General features: G+C 73.6%; 17 protein-coding genes. All 17 read left to right on the top strand.

Annotation, left to right across the window (positions count from 1 at the left end):
* On the top strand, window positions 1–540 hold a 540-nt coding region (locus E9529_RS10980), incomplete at its 5' end, for a flagellar hook-length control protein FliK (protein WP_236831189.1).
* A 15-nt stretch (window positions 541–555) separates the two neighbouring features.
* Window positions 556–972 carry a flagellar hook assembly protein FlgD gene (locus E9529_RS10985; protein ID WP_236831190.1) on the top strand — a complete coding sequence of 139 codons (417 nt, stop codon included), beginning with the start codon at window positions 556–558 and terminating at the stop codon, window positions 970–972.
* A gap of 67 nt (window positions 973–1,039) precedes the next feature.
* Window positions 1,040–2,314, top strand: coding sequence for a flagellar hook protein FlgE (locus tag E9529_RS10990; RefSeq protein WP_236831191.1), 1,275 nt, complete (start codon window positions 1,040–1,042; stop codon window positions 2,312–2,314).
* 357 nt (window positions 2,315–2,671) lie between these two features.
* Window positions 2,672–2,953 (top strand): flagellar FlbD family protein, encoded by a 282-nt coding sequence (locus E9529_RS10995; protein ID WP_236831192.1) that lies wholly within the window; start codon window positions 2,672–2,674, stop codon window positions 2,951–2,953.
* Between the two features lie 3 nt (window positions 2,954–2,956).
* On the top strand, window positions 2,957–3,727 hold the full coding sequence (locus E9529_RS11000; protein WP_236831193.1) for a motility protein A: 771 nt from the start codon (window positions 2,957–2,959) through the stop codon (window positions 3,725–3,727).
* Window positions 3,728–3,731: 4 nt separating this feature from the next.
* A complete protein-coding gene (locus E9529_RS11005) occupies window positions 3,732–4,634 on the top strand; it encodes a flagellar motor protein MotB (RefSeq protein ID WP_236831194.1) in 903 nt (300 codons plus the stop codon).
* The gene (locus E9529_RS11010) at window positions 4,631–5,104 is read left to right on the top strand and encodes a flagellar basal body-associated FliL family protein (protein WP_236831195.1); all 474 of its coding nucleotides are present in this window, start codon (window positions 4,631–4,633) and stop codon (window positions 5,102–5,104) included. The genes E9529_RS11005 and E9529_RS11010 overlap by 4 nt, the downstream gene beginning before the upstream one ends.
* Before the next feature lie 155 nt (window positions 5,105–5,259).
* Window positions 5,260–6,258, top strand: a complete 999-nt coding sequence (locus tag E9529_RS11015; RefSeq protein ID WP_236831196.1) for a flagellar motor switch protein FliM — start codon at window positions 5,260–5,262, stop codon at window positions 6,256–6,258.
* Entirely contained in the window at window positions 6,255–6,995 is a 741-nt protein-coding gene (fliN, locus tag E9529_RS11020; RefSeq protein WP_236831197.1) for a flagellar motor switch protein FliN, read from the top strand. Before E9529_RS11015 ends, fliN begins: the two co-directional genes overlap by 4 nt.
* A gap of 5 nt (window positions 6,996–7,000) precedes the next feature.
* A complete protein-coding gene (locus E9529_RS11025) occupies window positions 7,001–7,423 on the top strand; it encodes a flagellar biosynthetic protein FliO (RefSeq protein ID WP_236831198.1) in 423 nt (140 codons plus the stop codon).
* Entirely contained in the window at window positions 7,420–8,256 is an 837-nt protein-coding gene (gene fliP, locus E9529_RS11030) for a flagellar type III secretion system pore protein FliP (RefSeq protein ID WP_236831199.1), read from the top strand. Before E9529_RS11025 ends, fliP begins: the two co-directional genes overlap by 4 nt.
* Window positions 8,256–8,531 (top strand): flagellar biosynthesis protein FliQ, encoded by a 276-nt coding sequence (fliQ, locus tag E9529_RS11035; RefSeq protein WP_236831200.1) that lies wholly within the window; start codon window positions 8,256–8,258, stop codon window positions 8,529–8,531. Before fliP ends, fliQ begins: the two co-directional genes overlap by 1 nt.
* Before the next feature lie 4 nt (window positions 8,532–8,535).
* Window positions 8,536–9,300, top strand: a complete 765-nt coding sequence (gene fliR / locus E9529_RS11040) for a flagellar biosynthetic protein FliR (RefSeq protein WP_236831201.1) — start codon at window positions 8,536–8,538, stop codon at window positions 9,298–9,300.
* A gap of 11 nt (window positions 9,301–9,311) precedes the next feature.
* On the top strand, window positions 9,312–10,460 hold the full coding sequence (locus E9529_RS11045; protein WP_236831202.1) for a flagellar biosynthesis protein FlhB: 1,149 nt from the start codon (window positions 9,312–9,314) through the stop codon (window positions 10,458–10,460).
* Window positions 10,461–10,672: 212 nt separating this feature from the next.
* A complete protein-coding gene (flhA, locus tag E9529_RS11050) occupies window positions 10,673–12,718 on the top strand; it encodes a flagellar biosynthesis protein FlhA (protein ID WP_236831203.1) in 2,046 nt (681 codons plus the stop codon).
* Window positions 12,699–15,716, top strand: coding sequence for a hypothetical protein (locus E9529_RS11055; protein WP_236831204.1), 3,018 nt, complete (start codon window positions 12,699–12,701; stop codon window positions 15,714–15,716). The genes flhA and E9529_RS11055 overlap by 20 nt, the downstream gene beginning before the upstream one ends.
* On the top strand, window positions 15,713–15,961 hold the full coding sequence (locus E9529_RS11060) for a hypothetical protein (protein WP_236831205.1): 249 nt from the start codon (window positions 15,713–15,715) through the stop codon (window positions 15,959–15,961). The genes E9529_RS11055 and E9529_RS11060 overlap by 4 nt, the downstream gene beginning before the upstream one ends.
* Window positions 15,962–16,028 lie beyond the last annotated feature (67 nt).

Raw genomic sequence — 16,028 nt, forward strand, 5'->3', positions numbered from 1 at the left:
GGCTCGCCGTCGGCAGCGGCGGGCACCCCGACCGCCCCGGCCGCGCCGGCCGTCCCGGGCCCGCCGGCCACCGGCACCGGTGCCGCCCTGCCGGTCTCCGGGCAGCTCTTCCAGCAGGTCGCCCTCCTCGGTGACGCCGGCGCCGGGTCGCACACGATGACGCTGGTGCTCACCCCCGAGACCCTCGGCCCGGTGCAGCTGCAGGTCACCGTCGCCGAGGGCGTCCTCGACCTGACCCTGCGCGGCGCGCACGAGCTCGGCCGCGCGGCCCTGCTGGAGGCCCTCCCCGAGCTGCGCCGTGACCTCGAGGCCGCCGGGCTCAGCCCGTCGCGGGTCGAGGTGGACGCCGACGCGGGCGGCTCCTGGCTGTCCCGGCACGCCGCCGAGCAGCAGGCCGGGCAGGGCACCGGGAACCGGGGCGGCGCGCAGGACCAGGCCGCCGGGTGGTCACGACCGGGTGGCCGGCCTGCCGATAGCGGAGAGGGGCGTGCTGCCCCCCAGAACCGATCCACGTCGTCCGGCGTGGACGTGCGCGTCTGAGAGCGAGGAGCCCACATGCCGGACGCGGTGAGCGGTGCCACGGGTACGGCCGCGACCTATTCCGCGACGACCTCCGTCGACCGCGGCGACCAGATGGGGAAGGACACCTTCCTCAAGCTGCTGGTCGCGCAGATGAAGTACCAGGACCCGGGCAACCCGGCCGACACCAACCAGCTGATGGCGCAGACGGCGACCTTCAGCCAGGTGGAGAAGCTCGAGGTGATCGCCAAGCAGAACGCCTCGATGCTGGCCCTGCAGCGCTCCAGCAGCGCCGGGGCGATGGTCGGCCAGGCCGTCACCTACACCGACCCGTCCGGCGCCGCGAGGACCGGCGTCGTCACCTCCGTCCGCCTGGCCACCGACAAGGCCGAGGCCGAGGCCACGATCGGCGGCGTCTCCGTGCCCGTGGGCCGGATCACCCACGTCGGCTGACGCCTCCGAGACCCCGCGCCGACCCGCGCTCCCCCAGCCCCGCCCCCCACCCGGAGGAGATCCCCCGATGCTCCGCTCCATGTTCTCCGCCATCTCCGGCCTGCGTGCCCACCAGACCAAGATGGACGTCACCGGCAACAACATCGCCAACGTCAACACCGTCGGCTTCAAGAGCAGCTCCACCGTCTTCCAGGACACGCTCTCGCAGATCGTGCGCGCCGGCGGCGCCCCCGCCGAGGACCGCGGCGGCACGAACCCGGCGCAGATCGGCCTGGGCGTCAAGCTCGCCGCCGTCACCACCAACTGGACCAACGGCGCCGCGCAGTCGACCGGCCGCTCGACCGACTTCATGATCGAGGGCGACGGCTTCTTCGTGACCAGCGGGCCCGGCGGCGAGCAGCTGTTCACCCGCGCGGGCTCGTTCGACTTCGACGCCAGCGGCCGGCTGGTGACCCCGGACGGCAGCGTCCTGCAGGGCTGGGTCGCCGAGGCCGACGGCACGATCAACCCCAACGGCCCGATCCGCGCCCTGACCGTGCCCTACGGCCAGATCGTCAACCCGCGCGCCACCACCGCCGGCCAGCTCCAGGGCAACCTCAACGCCGCCTCGCCGGTCGGCGCGTTCGTGCAGACCCCGACGACGATGTACGACGCCCAGGGCGTCGAGCAGCCGATGACCTACACGTTCACCAAGACCGCCGACAACGAGTGGAGCCTCGTGGTGCGGGACGCCGCGGGCGACCCGAAGCAGTTCAGCGCCGCGGACGGCACGCCCCTGGTCGACGGCGGCGGCCTGCCGGTCGAGGCCATGGCCGTCCAGTTCGACGTGAACGGCGTGATGACCGCACCGGCCGGCGCCATCTCCTTCCTGCCCGGCGGCGCCAGCTGGCCCGGCCCGGTGTCGGTGGCCCTCGGCGGGGGCGCGATCACCCAGTTCGCCGGCTCCAGCGAGGTCACCGCCCCGGAGCAGGACGGCTTCGCCCTGGGCTCGCTGCAGTCGTTCTCGCTCTCCAACGACGGCACGATCACCGGCGTCTACTCCAACGGGCTGCGCCAGCCGCTCGGCCAGCTGGCCATGGCCGCCTTCAACAACCCCAGCGGGCTGGAGAAGGCCGGCAACTCCTCGTTCCGCGTCGGCGACAACTCCGGGGTGGCGATGATCGGCGTCGCCGGCGCCGGGGGGCGCGGGCAGCTGGTGTCCGGTGCCCTGGAGATGTCCAACGTCGACCTCTCCGAGGAGTTCACCAGCCTGATCGTCGCCCAGCGCGGCTTCCAGGCCAACAGCCGCGTGATCACGGCCTCCGACGAGATCCTCCAGGACCTGGTGAACCTCAAGCGCTGATGAGTGCGGCAGCAGCGTGACCCGAGCGCCCTGCTGACCTCGCGCGCTCCCCGCTGGAGACACGGCCGGACCGGCTGGAGCACACGACGGAGAGGTCGAGCCGCACCACCGACCGATGGGCCGCACCAGGGCGCGGCTCGACGGTCGCTGGAGCGGCTCGACCCGCGTGGCAGCGGGCGCGCTGCGGCAGGCCGATCCAGCACGTCGCCGATGGCCCGGTCACCCGGATGGGTGACCGGGCCGTCCGTCACACGCCCCCCGCCAGCACCTTCGGCTCAAGGAGGCCCCGGCCGGGGCCGATGACAGAGGTGCCGTTCCCGCCCGATGCACGGGCACCCCGAGCAAGAGGACCCACCCGTGATCCGAGTGACGCGCCTGAACGGCGACGAGTTCGCGCTCAACCCCGACCTGATCGAGAAGGTCGAGGGCCACCCCGACACGGTCGCCTTCCTCGTCGACGGCACGAAGTACCTGCTCAGGGAGAGCGTGGCCGAGGTGCTGCAGGAGATCCGCGAGTACCGCGCGGGCATCCTCGCGCTCTCCTACGAGATGGACCGCGGCACCTACCGGCCGCAGGTTCAGGGGCAGCCGGTGGGCGACTCGTCCGTCGTGCCCTTCCCGACCCGAGAGGAGCGCTGACCCGTGGATCCGGCCACCCTGATCGGGTTCACCATCTCGATCATCGCCCTCGTCGTCTTCATGATCCTCGAGGGCGCCGACCCGACGTCGCTGATCTTCCTGCCGGCGATCGTCCTGGTCGTCGTCGCCACCTTCGGCGCGGCTGCGGCCAGCCAGACGATGGACGACCTCAAGAAGGTCGGCAACTGGTTCAAGATGGCCGTGATGCCGGCGAAGGTGCCGCCGCCGACCGACCAGATCCAGACCCTGGTCAGCCTCGCCGAGAAGGCCCGCAAGGAGGGCCTGCTCGCGCTCGAGGCGCAGGTCAAGCAGATCGAGGACCCCTTCCTCAAGCGCGGGCTGCAGATGGGCATCGACGGCACCGACCCCGAGGAGCTGCGCGCCGTCCTGGAGAGCGAGATCGCGGCCAAGAAGGCCGAGGACAAGGTCGCCGCCAAGTTCATGAACAACATGGGCGGCTACGCGCCGACCATCGGCATCCTGGGCTGCATCGTCGGCCTGATGAACGTCATGGGGAACCTGAACAACCCGGAGACGCTGGGTCCCATGGTCGCCGCGGCGTTCATCGCCACCCTGTGGGGCGTCATGGCCGCCAACTTCTGGTTCCTGCCGATGGGCGCCAAGATCCTCCGGGTCAGCGAGCTGCAGGCCGCGCAGATGGAGCTGCTGGTCGAGGGGATCGCCGAGATCCAGGCCGGCACCAGCCCGCGCGCCGTCCGGCTCAAGCTGACCTCGCTCGTGCCGCCGGGCTCGGTGGCGAAGGAAGCGGCGTGACTTCGTGAGCAGCGGGCACGGCCGCCGCCGCGGCAAGAAGCACGAGGAGCACGAGGAGCACGAGAACCACGAGCGGTGGCTCGTGTCGGGCTTCGACATGATGACGCTGCTGTTCGTGCTGTTCGTGGTGCTCTTCGCCATGAGCAAGGTGGACGAGCAGAAGTTCGCCGCCCTGGCGAAGGGGATGGCCGAGAGCTTCGGCGGCCCGATCACCGTGCAGCCCGGCCCGACCCCGGAGGGCTCCGTCCTGGACGGGCTGCCCGGCGTCATCGACATCGCCTCGGCGATCCCGACGGACCCGACCGTGCAGCAGGCCGAGGTGGACAAGGCCGCCGCACAGGCCGCCGCGGAGCGGGCCGAGCGCGTCGCCGGCGAGGCACAGGCCGCCTACGACGAGCTGGCCCGAGCCCGCGACCGGATCGACGCGGCGCTCACCGCGGCCGGGTACGCCGGCGCGGCCCGCTTCGAGATCGACGAGCGGGGCCTGGTCGTGCACATCGTGGCCGACGAGGTGCTCTTCGACGCCGAGGAGGCCGTGCTCCGGCCGGAGGGGCGGGCGATCCTGGGCGCCGTCGCGCCCAGCCTGACCGAGCTGCCCAACCAGCTCGGCGTCGAGGGACACGCCAACCACCTCCCGGTCACCGCCGGCGGCCCGTGGCCGTCGAACTGGGAGCTCTCGGCCACCCGCGCGACCACGGTCGTCCGGTACCTGGCCGGGGAGGGGGTACCGCAGCCGCGCCTGTCGGCCGTCGGCTACTCCTCGACCCGGCCGCTGGTGCCCGAGTCCGACCCCTCCGCACTCACCGTCAACCGACGGGTCGACGTCGTCGTCCTGTCCACCGCGTCGGCGGAGGCCAACGCCCTCCTGCCCGGCCTCGACGCCGCCCACCGAGGAGTGACCGAATGAGCAAGAAGGACAAGACCGCGCCCGCCGACGGTGAGGAGACCGAGGGCAAGGGCGGCAAGGGCAAGCTGTTCCTGGCGCTGGCCCTGGTGCTGCTCGCCGGCGCCGGTGCCGCCTACTTCTTCCTCTTCGCCGGGTCCGGCGAGGCGGAGGCGGCGGCGCCCGAGCACGGCGGCTACACCGCGCTGGAGCCCATCGCGGTCAACCTCGCCGGTGGTGGCTACCTGAAGATCGGGATCACGCTGGACTACACGGTCGAGGCCGCGGCCGGCGGCCACGGCGCGGGCGGTGTCGACGGCGCCAAGGCCTACGACGCGATCATCTCCACCTTCTCGCAGGCCAACCCGGCCGACGTCACCAACGCCCGGGAGGCGCTGAAGGAGTCGCTGGAGCAGAAGATCATCGAGGCCTACACCCTCGACGGTGTCCAGACGGTCATGGGCATCTACTACACGGAGTACGTCACCCAGTAGCGCCTGACGCTCCGTCCACGCAGGGGTGCCCTCCGATCACGGAGGGCACCCCTGCTGCGCTCCTCCCGCACCACCCGTCACACGCCCCCCGGCCGGCACGGTGGGCCCTCGGCGCCCGGTCAGGGTGCCCCCGGTCCCCGCCGATGAGGGGATGCGTGACCACCCCCGAGACCGGACCGGCCCCGGCCGCCGCCCCGGCCCCGGCTCCGGCCCCCGCCGCCGCGGCTCCCGCCGTCGCGGCCCCGACCGGCCGCAGCCGCCGCGGGGCGCCGCGCACCTACGACTTCCGCCGGCCGACGAAGCTGTCCCGCGAGCACGTGCGGGTCATGCAGATCGCCCAGGAGAACTTCGCCCGCCAGGCGACGACGATCCTCACGACCTTCCTGCGCGCCGGCGCCCGCCTGGAGCTCGGCGGCATCGAGCAGTTCTCCTACGACGACTACGTCGGCACGCTGCCCGACCCCAGCTTCATCTCGACCTTCTCGCTGGAGCCGCTGGCCGGGAAGGGCCTGCTGGCCTTCCCGCTGGACATCGCCATGGCGATGGTCGACCACATGCTCGGCGGCTCCGGGGCCGCCGCCCAGCCGAACCGGCCGATGACGGCGATGGAGACCACCATCACCAACCACCTGCTGGACCGGCTCCTCGACGAGTTCGCCGTCTCGCTGGCACCGGTGACCGCCATCCAGCCGGTGCTCGTCGGGCGGGAGTACAACCCCCAGCTCGCCCAGGCCGCGGCCGGCTCGGACACGGTGATGGTCGCGAGCTTCGCGATGCAGGTGGGCAACCGCGAGGGCGAGGCGACGGTCGTGCTGCCGTTCTCGTCCTTCGCCCAGGCGCTGAACAACGCCGCCTCCCCGCAGCTCTCGGAGTCCGCGCTGCGCAAGCGCCAGCGGGCCCGCGAGGCGCTGATCGACCGGCTGAACTTGGTGCCGGTGGACGTGAGCGTGCGGTTCTCCCCGCTCACCGTCTCCTCCTCCGACCTGCTCTCCCTCGCCGTCGACGACGTGCTGCTGCTCCGCCACCCGCGGGACAGCCCCCTGGAGGTCACCACCAACGACGTGACCTTCGCCTACGCCATCGCCAGCAACCACCGGCGTCGCCTGGCCGCCTCGATCGTCCCCACCCCGCACGCCGCGAAGGACTCCGCATGACCGCGCCCCGCACCGACTCGCAGGACTCCCAGACCGTCACGGCGGTCGTCGCCGCGGCCGCCCGCGCCGCCGCGGCCCTGGTCCCCTCGACCACGGCGCTGAGCGCCGGTGCCCCCGTCAGCGACCCCGACACGGTCCCGCTGCCGCCGGCCGCCGCGCTCGCGGTCACCGCCGGCCTGTCCGGCGAGGTCTCCGGCGACGTCGTGCTGGTCGTCTCCGGCGACGTCGTCGACGCGCTGCAGAACTCCCCCGTCGGGCACATGGACGTCTCGGCCGCGCTGCGCCCCGCGCTGGAGGCGGCCGCCGCCGCGCTCGGCCGCGTGCGGGTCGCCTCGGAGCGCACCGAGGAGCCGGTCGCCGCCCTCGACGGCCTGCGCGACAAGGGCATGTTCGTCGCGGTCCCGCTCGTGGGCGACGGCGAGCACCAGGCCACCCTCGCCCTGCAGGTCACCCTGCCCGCGGCGCGCGAGCAGCGGGGCAGCCTCGAGCTCCTGCGCCACGTGGCCATGGAGGTCACCGTCGAGATCGGCCGCACCCGCATGACGGTGCAGGAGCTGCTCTCGCTCCACCCGGGCGAGGTCGTCGAGCTCGACCGCGCCGCCAGCGCCCCCGCCGACCTGCTGGTCAACGGCACGCTCATCGCCCGCGGCGAGGTCGTCGTCGTCGACGAGGACTTCGGGCTGCGGATCAGCGAGATCGTCACAGACGCCGCCGAGCTGGGGGCCGCGGCCTCATGACGTGGATGATCATCCGGCTCTTCCTGTCGCTGGCGCTCATCGGCGGCGTGCTGTGGTTCGCCGCCCGGCTGGCGAAGAAGAAGGGCCTGGGCCAGGGCAACGGCGTCATCCAGGTGGTCGCCCGCCAGCGCCTGGGCCGCGCCAGCACGGTCAACGTGGTGCGCGTCGCCGACGTCGTCCTGGTCATCGGCGCCACCGAGGAGCAGGTCACCCTGCTGGCGGAGGTCGACGGCGAGGCGGTCGACGCCGCCCTCGCCGAGCGCTCCCCCGCGCGACCGCGGCCCGCCGGCGAGGCGTCCGACGGGACGCCGGCGGTCCCGGCCGCCCGGCCCGCCCCCGACGGCGTGCTCGCCGGCTCGGTCCTGGACCGGAACAGCTGGGGCACGCTCGTGGACGAGCTGCGCGAGCGCACGGTCCGCCGGTCATGACCGCCGCCGTGCGCCGGACCCATGCGGGTGCCCAGCGGGGCCGCGCGCTCGTCGTGCTGCTCGCCCTGCTGGCCGCCACCGTGGCCGCCGTCGTCCTCGCCGGCCCGGCCGGGGCCGCTCCGACGGCACCCACCGCGCCGACGGCACCGACCGCCCCCGAGGTCGGCGGGGCCGTGGACATCTCCATCGGCAACGGCTCGCCGAGCAACTCCATCACCCTGATCCTGGCGATCACCGTGCTGTCGGTGGCGCCGTCGGTGCTGCTGCTGGCCACCTCGTTCACCAAGATCATCGTGGTGCTGGGGCTGACCCGGAACGCGCTGGGCATGGCGACGTCGCCGCCGAACCAGGTGCTCACCGGCATCGCCCTGTTCCTCACGCTCTTCGTGATGGGCCCGGTGTTCTCCGACATCAACGAGGTCGCCGTCCAGCCCTACATGGACGGCGCGATGTCGGTGTCGCAGGCCTACGACGCCGGCGTCGTGCCGCTGCGCGAGTTCCTCCTGGACAACACCCGCCAGGACGAGCTCAAGCTGATGATCGGGCTCTCCGGCGAGGAGGCCCCGGCGGACGCGACGCAGGTCAGCATGACCACGCTGATCCCGGCGTTCGTGCTCTCCGAGCTCAAGAGCGCCTTCATCATCGGGCTGGTCATCTTCATCCCGTTCCTGGTGCTGGACATGCTCGTCAGCGCCTCGCTCATGGCGCTCGGCATGATGATGGTCCCGCCGACCATCGTGTCGCTGCCCTTCAAGCTGCTGCTCTTCGTCGTCGTCGACGGCTGGGCGCTGATCACCACCGCGCTGGTGGGTTCCTACGGAGGGGCGGGCTAGTGAGCGACGCCGACGTCACCGAGATCGCCGCGCAGACCATGATGGTCGCCGCCAAGGTCGCCGCCCCCATCCTGCTGACCGCGCTGCTGGTCGGCTTCCTGATCTCGCTGTTCCAGGCGGCCACCCAGATCCAGGAGGCCACGCTCTCCTTCGTCCCGAAGATGATCGCCGTCGCGATCGCGATGCTGGTGACCGGGAACTGGGTGCTCTCCGAGCTGGTCAGCTTCACCCACACCCTCTTCGACCAGCTCCCGGCACTGCTCGACCGGACGTAGCCGCGTGGACCTCTCGGTCCCGGCGGTCACGCTCGCGGCCCTGCTCCTCGGCACGGCGCGGGCCGCCGGTTTCGTCCTGCTCGCCCCGCCGTTCAACTCGCGGGTGATCCCCGGGCCGGTCAAGGGTGCTCTCGCCCTCGCCCTGGCGGTGCTGCTCTCCACCCAGATCGCGCCCACGCTGCCCGAGCCGACGGCGGGCTTCCTGCTGGTCACCGCCGTCACCGAGGTCGTCATCGGCGCGGCGCTCGGCTTCGTCGTCCAGGTGCTCTTCACCGCGGTGCAGATGGCCGGCGACGTCCTCGACCTCGCCGGCGGCTTCTCGCTGCAGCCGGGCTACGACCCGATGGCCATGACCCAGAACAGCTCCCTGGGCAAGCTGCACTACCTGCTGGCGACGACGCTGCTGTTCACCAGCGGCGGGCACCTGCTGATGGTCAAGGGGTTCGCGACCTCCTACGAGGGGCTGCCGGTGGGCGGCGAGGTGCCCACCGACCAGATCGCGTCGGTGCTCATCACCGCGTTCTCGATGATGTTCCTGGCCGCGCTGCAGATCGCCGGGCCGATGGTGGCGGTGCTGCTGCTCGCCGACGTGGCCCTGGCCCTGCTCAGCCGCGCCGCGCCCGCGCTCAACGTCTTCTCCCTCGGCTTCCCGGTGAAGATCATGCTCACCCTGGCGATGCTCGGGCTGACCTTCCCGCTGCTCCCGCCGGCGCTGGACACGCTGCTCGAGCACGGTGCCCGGGCCATGACCTCGCTGCGCAGCGGCTGAGGGGGTGACGCATGGCCAAGGACGGACCGGGTGGTGAGAAGACCGAGGCACCCACTCCCCAGCGCCTGAAGAAGGCGCGCACCGAGGGGCAGATCCCCCGGACGCAGGAGCTGGGGACGTGGCTCGGCGTCGCGGCGGCCAGCTTCCTGCTGCCGGTGCTGGTGGGCAGCGCGTTCGACGCGGTGCGGCAGCTGTTCGTGCACGTCGGGACGGTGGCCGACGACCCGCAGGTCAGCAGCGTCACCGCGCTGCTCGGCACGGCGCTGGTCGCCTTCCTCACCACGCTGCTGCCGACGGCGATCGCGCTGATGCTGGTGGGCCTGGTGTCCTCCGCCGCCCAGGGCGGGGTGCACCCGACGACCAAGCCGATGCAGCCCAAGCTGAAGAAGTTCAACCCGCTGCCGGCGTTCAAGCGCATGTTCGGCACCCAGGGCCTGTGGGAGGTGTCGAAGGCGCTGATCAAGACGGTGGCCTTGGGCACGGTCGTCATCGTCACCAGCGAGCGGGCCCAGACGCTGGTCTCCTCCGCGGGCTCGCTGCCGCTCTCGGCCGTCGCGGCCACCTTCACCGACTCGGCCGTGCTGATGTTCCGCGTCGTCGCGGTCACCGGCCTCGTCCTCGCCGTCGCCGACTACCTCGTCGTGCGGAAGAAGATGATGAAGCAGCTGAAGATGAGCAAGTACGAGATCAAGCAGGAGCACAAGCAGGCCGAGGGCGACCCGTACATGAAGGCGCACCGCCGCGGCGTGCAGATGGCGATGTCGCGGAACCGGATGATGGCCGAGGTGGCCGACGCCGACGTCCTGCTGGTCAACCCCACCCACGTCGCCGTCGCGCTGAAGTACGACGCCGCCCAGGGCGCGCCGCGGGTGGTCGCCAAGGGTGCCGGCGAGGTCGCGACCAAGCTGCGCGAGCGGGCCGCCGAGGCGCGGGTGCCGCTGGTGCAGGACATCCCCCTCGCCCGGGCGCTGCACGCCTCCTGCGAGCTCGGCCAGGAGGTGCCGCCGCAGCTGTTCACCGCCGTCGCCCGCGTGCTGGCCTTCGTCATGCACCTGGGGGCGCGGGGCGTGCGCGGAGGCTTCCACCGTCCCGGGTTCGAGGCACCCGACATCACGGACCTGCCCAAGGCCGGCCGCCGCCGTCCCCCCGTCGCCGCCTGAGGAAGGGCCCCCCGCAGCGCCACGATCAGCTGCCCTGATCATCGCGCGTCCTCCCTCACGGTGGGAGGTGAGGGAGGACGCGCTGCGGTGAGGGAGGACGACGCCGCGGGGCCGGTCGAGCCCGGCCGCGGCGCGCAGGTACCGGCCCGTCGCCCGGCTGCCGATGAGGGAGGGGTGAGCCAGCGTCCCTCGTGCGAGCCCGGAGCGGGCGAGTGAAAGGCCTGGGCAAGGCCGCCGTCCCGATCGGCGTCGTCGCCATCGTGCTCATGCTGGTGGTGCCGCTGCCCGCCGCCCTGATGGACATGCTCATCGGGCTGAACCTGGCGATCTCGCTGCTGGTGCTGCTGGTCGCGATGCAGATCAAGCGGCCGCTGGACTTCGCCGTCTTCCCGTCGCTGCTGCTCATCGCGACGCTCTTCCGCCTGGCGCTCAACGTCTCCTCGACACGGCTGGTGCTCACCGACGGCTACGCCGGCAAGGTGATCGAGGCCTTCGGCCACATCGTCATCGGTGGCTCGCTGATCGTCGGCCTGGTCATCTTCCTGATCCTCACGATCGTGCAGTTCGTCGTCATCACCAACGGCGCAGGCCGCGTCGCCGAGGTCGGCGCCCGCTTCACCCTCGACGCCATGCCCGGCAAGCAGATGGCGATCGACGCCGACCTCAACGCCGGCCTGATCAACGAGGCGCAGGCCCGCAAGCGGCGGCACGAGGTCACCGCCGAGGCCGACTTCTACGGCTCGATGGACGGTGCCTCGAAGTTCGTCAAGGGCGACGCCATCGCCGGCATCGTCGTCACGCTGGTGAACCTCGTCGGCGGCTTCGCCATCGGCATGATGCAGCGTGGGCTGGCCCCGGCCGAGGCGGTGAGCACCTACTCGCTGCTGACCGTCGGCGACGGGCTGGTGTCGATGATCCCGGCCCTGCTGATGTCCACCGCGACCGGCATCATCGTCACGCGCTCGGCCAGCGACGGCGACATGGGCACCGACCTGATCGCCCAGCTGGGGCGGTTCAGGCAGCCGGTCCGCATCGCCGGTGGCGCGGCCCTGGCGCTCTGCCTGATCCCCGGCCTGCCCAAGCTGCCCTTCCTCCTCGTCGGTGTGCTCTTCCTGTTCATGGCCAGTCGCATGACCGAGCCGGAGGAGGTCGACGAGGACGCCGAGGCCGCCGCGGCCGCCGCCGAGCTGGAGCCCGCCCCCGACTCGCCCGAGGCGATCGCCGAGAGGATGCGCGTCGACCCGCTCGAGCTCGAGGTGGCGTTCGACCTGGTCGACCTCGTCGACACCGCCCGCGGCGGTGACCTGCTGGACCGGGTCAAGGCGCTGCGGCGGAAGGTCGCCATGGAGACCGGCCTGGTCATCCCGCTGGTGCGCACCCGCGACAACCTCGACCTGCCCTCCTCGCAGTACGTCATCTGGCTCAACGGCGTGCCCGTCGCCAAGGGCAGCTCCCCCGTCGGCACCGTCCTGGCCATCGGCGACGCGCTGGACGGGCTGCCCGGCAAGCCCACCCACGAGCCGGTGTTCGGGCTGGCCGCCAAGTGGGTGCCCGCCGAGCTGCAGCGGGCCGCCGAGATGGCCGGCGCGACCGTCGTCGACCGGTCCTCGGTCATCACCACGCACCTGGCCGAGGTCGTCCGGCAGAACGCCGCCGACCTACTGGGGCGCGAGGACGTCCGCCTCCTCGTGGAGATGGTGCGCCGCACGCACCCGGTCGTCGTCGAGGAGCTGACGCCCGCCCTGCTCACCCTGGGAGAGGTGCAACGCGTGTTGCACGCGTTGCTGGCCGAGGGCGTGTCGATCCGGGACCTCGTCCGCATCTTCGAGGCACTCTCTGTGCGTGCCAAGCACTCCACCGACCTCGACGGACTCGTCGAGGCGGCCCGGACGGCGCTGGGCTCGGCGATCAGCCAGCCCTACGTCACCCCGGACGAGCGCCTGCACGTGTTCACGCTGGATCCGGGGTTCGAGCAGCGCCTGCTCGAGTCGGTCCGCCAGACCGAGATGGGCGCCGTCCTGGCCCTCGACGCCGGCGCGGTGGACGCCCTCGTGCACGGCTGCAGCGGCATGCTGGAGGACGCCGAGCGGCAGGGCCTGTCCCCCGTCCTCGTCTGCTCGCCTCAGGTCCGCGCGGCGCTCGCGCGGCTGATGCGCCAGATCCTGCCCCGGCTGCCGGTCATCTCCTACGCGGAGGTGTCCCGGACGGCCCAGATCGAGTCGCTGGGAGTGGTGAGCGGTGCCGTTGCGATCCGTTGAGGCCGCCTCGCGCGACGACGCGATCGCGGCTGCGCGCGAACAGTTCGGGCCGCACGCCCGCGTCGTCGGGGTGCGCCGGGTCCGCTCGGGCGGCGTCCTGGGCTTCTTCGCCACCGAGCGCTACATCGCCGAGGTGGCGCCCGACCAGTTCACGCGTCCCGGCGCCCCGTCACCGTCGACCGGTCGGGTCCTGGCCACCCCGGTCGCCGCCTACGACTCTCCGCTGGCCGCGGCCGCCCCCGCGCGCGCCCGGACGACGGCGCCCGCCCGCAACGGTGCCGCCGCCTGGGCCGCGGAGGCCGCCCGCCCGGCTGCGGCGGCCGAGCCGGTGGCCCGGCGGGTCCACCCCCGGCCGGCGGCCGCCGACCCCGTGGCCGCGCCGTCCTGGTCGGCGGCGCCCGCCGCACGCCCGGCCCGGGACGACGAGCGGATCGACGAGCTGGCCGGCCTGCTGGGTGGCGGCCCGTCCGCCGCGGCGGCGCCCTCCCCCGCCTTCGGGCGGCCGACGCCGGCCCGCGCGACCTTCCCCAAGGCGACGCGCGAGCCCGCGCACGCCCCGCGCCCGCACGCCACCGTCCCCGTCGCGCCGACGGCCGACGCCGACGCGCCGTCGCCGTTCACCGCAGCGCTGGCCCGCATGGTCTCGGGGGACCGTGACGTGCGCCAGGCCGTCGACCACGCGCTGGCCCAGCCGGCGGAGCACCTCCCGGCCGCGCCGGACCCTGACCCGCTCACGCCCGCCCCGGCGTCCCGGCCGTCGCTGGCCGCGGCCATCCGTTCAGCACATCCGTCGAAGCGGTCCCAGGCCGTGCACCAGGAGGAGACCACGGTGAAGGACCAGGCCGCGGCGCCGCCCACCACGACCACGACCGACGCCGAGGAGCTGCCCACCTGGGCGGCCCCGCCGGAGGCTGCCGCACCGGCGCCGTCCGCGCGCCAGGAGGAGATCGCCGAGGCGCTGCGGGACGCCTTGGCCCTCGGCCACTCCGACGAGGCGCTCGCCGGCATCCTGCGCAAGATGCTGGCCGGGGACTCCCCGCGAGAGGCGCTGGCCGAGCCGGCCGTGCTGTCCGACGTGCCGATCGCGGTTCTCGACGAGGCGGCCGCCCCGATCGCGGTGCCCGACGAGCCGATCGCCGTGTTCGACGAGCCGATCGCGGTCCTCGACGAGCCGGCCGCCCCGATCGCGGTGTTCGACGAGCCGATCGCCGTGTTCGACCAGCCGGCCGCCCCGATCGCGGTGCCCGACGAGCCGATCGCCGTGTTCGACGAGCCGGTCCGCGACGAACCCCGCCCGGCTTCCCTGACCGCCGATCCGCTCTTCGGCCCTGTCACGGCGCAGCCGGTGGGGCCCGTTCCGCAGGCTGCCTCTCCTGTCGTGGAGCCGGTGGTCGAGACGTCCTTCGCGCTGTTCGACACCCCGGCCGCCCCCGCGCCGGCGCCCGCTGAGCTCGGGTGGGGCACCGCCACCGGCGCGACCACGCTGTGGGGGGAGCCCGTGCTCGCTCCCCCGTCCGCCCCCGACGCGCCGATCTGGGCCGACGTGCTCGCGGCTCCCGCGCCGGTCGCCGACGACGCAGCACCGGCCGAGGACGTCCTGGCCACCGCGGCGGAGGCGGTGCAGCCGGCCGCCGAGGCCATGGTCGACGCGGAGCCGGCCCTCGAGGACGCGGGCCAGCCGTCCACCGAGCTGCCCTCGGTCATCGAGGCGGTGACCACGGAGACGCTCGCCGAGGAGACGTCCGCCGAGGTGAACGTGGCCGAGGCACCGGTCGTCGAGGAGACCGTCGTCGAGGAGACCGTCGTCGAGGAGACCGTCGTCGAGGAGACCGTCGTCGAGGAGACCGTCGCCCAGGACATCGTGGCCGAGGACACCGTGGCCGAGGCGCCGGACGTCGAGCAGACGGTGGCGGAAGCCGCCCCGCTGCTCGCCCGGACCGCCAGCGACCCGGCTCCGCTGGGCATGTCGCTGGACGCCACCACCGTCATGCCGCGGGTCTCGCTGCTCCCGCCGCTGGCCGGTGCCCGCGGTCGCGGGCTGCCGCCGGTGCCCCCGTCGTCGGGCCGCCCGCCGGTCCCGCCGTCGCGGCCCGCGCGCCCGGGCCCGCGCGACGAGGTCGCCCCCGCGCCGGAGGAGGAGCCCACTCCCACCACGCCGGCCGCGCCCGCGGCCCAGGCGCCCCTCACCTTGGCGACCGTCACCCGCCTGCCCGTGGCCCCTCTCATGGCCGGCGACGACCACCCGGCCATGCACGAGCTCGACGACGACGCCGACGTCCCGGTCGCACCGGCGCGCGCGCCGCGGCCCACCGCTCCGCCCGCCACGGCGCGCGAGGTCCTCGCCCGGCTGGTCGAGCTCGGCGTGCCGCGCGAGCTGCTCGGTGACGACGTCGTCGAGCGCATCGAGGCCGACGGCACCTATGCGGCACTCACCCGGGCGCTGACCGGGCGGCTGCCCGAGGCACCGCCGCTGCCCACCGGCGCCGGCGACGTGCTGTTCGTGGTCGGCCCGGGTGTCGAGACGCTCCGCGCCGCCCGCGGGCTGGCCGCCTCACTGCGGCTGGACCCCGACCGCGTGCAGTGGGCGACCCGCGGCGACCTCGCCGGCCTGGCCCCCAAGGGCAGCCGGATGACCACGATCGACGCCGCCATCGACCGGCGGCAGGAAGCGACCGAGGCGGGCACGCTGACCGTCGTCGCCGTCGACGCCCCGCTCCGCAGCGACGCCTACTGGATGTCGCAGATGCTGGCGATCTGGTCGCCGGTCGCGGTGTGGGCCGTCGTGGAAGCGACCCGCAAGCCCGAGGACCTCGAGCTCTGGCTCGACGGCCTGGCCCGCGTCGACGCCCTCGTCGTCCAGGACACCGACCTCAGCGCCGACCCGGCCGCCGTGCTGCAGCGGCTCACGGTGCCCGTGGCCCTCCTCGACGGCGTCCGGGCGACCCCGCACCGCTGGGCCTCGCTGCTCTGCGAGCGCCTGGACAGCCCGCAGGCATGAGCCCGTTCCGCTGGGACGTCCTGCTCGTCGGGTTCGTGCTGGCCCTGCCCGTGCTCGCGCTCGGGCTGCGCGGGGACTTCACCACCGACGAGGTGGTGGGCCGGCTGCCGTGGTGCCTGCTCGCCGGCTGGGTCGTGGTGGCGCTGGTGCGCGCCGTCGCGGCACCGCCGAAGCCCGCACCCAAGAACGGGCGGCGCCCCGCGGCCCGGCAGGCGGAGGAGCCGGAACCGGCCGACGCCGGCTGACCCCCGCGGCCTCTTCCCCGGGTGCTGCTCGCGCTCGGGGTGTCCTGCAGGACCCGCAGGCCACGAG

Origin of the sequence: Blastococcus sp. KM273128 (assembly GCF_021698975.1) — a bacterium.
GTDB lineage: Bacteria > Actinomycetota > Actinomycetes > Mycobacteriales > Geodermatophilaceae > Blastococcus.

Bases quoted from the DNA above. Each gene is read 5' to 3' on its own strand.
- E9529_RS10985 (WP_236831190.1), top strand. From the start codon at position 556: ATGCCGGACGCGGTGAGCGGTGCCACGGGTACGGCCGCGACCTATTCC.
- E9529_RS10990 (WP_236831191.1), top strand. From the start codon at position 1,040: ATGCTCCGCTCCATGTTCTCCGCCATCTCCGGCCTGCGTGCCCACCAG.
- E9529_RS11010 (WP_236831195.1), top strand. From the start codon at position 4,631: ATGAGCAAGAAGGACAAGACCGCGCCCGCCGACGGTGAGGAGACCGAG.
- fliN (WP_236831197.1), top strand. From the start codon at position 6,255: ATGACCGCGCCCCGCACCGACTCGCAGGACTCCCAGACCGTCACGGCG.
- E9529_RS11025 (WP_236831198.1), top strand. From the start codon at position 7,001: ATGATCATCCGGCTCTTCCTGTCGCTGGCGCTCATCGGCGGCGTGCTG.
- fliP (WP_236831199.1), top strand. From the start codon at position 7,420: ATGACCGCCGCCGTGCGCCGGACCCATGCGGGTGCCCAGCGGGGCCGC.
- E9529_RS11045 (WP_236831202.1), top strand. From the start codon at position 9,312: ATGGCCAAGGACGGACCGGGTGGTGAGAAGACCGAGGCACCCACTCCC.
- E9529_RS11060 (WP_236831205.1), top strand. From the start codon at position 15,713: ATGAGCCCGTTCCGCTGGGACGTCCTGCTCGTCGGGTTCGTGCTGGCC.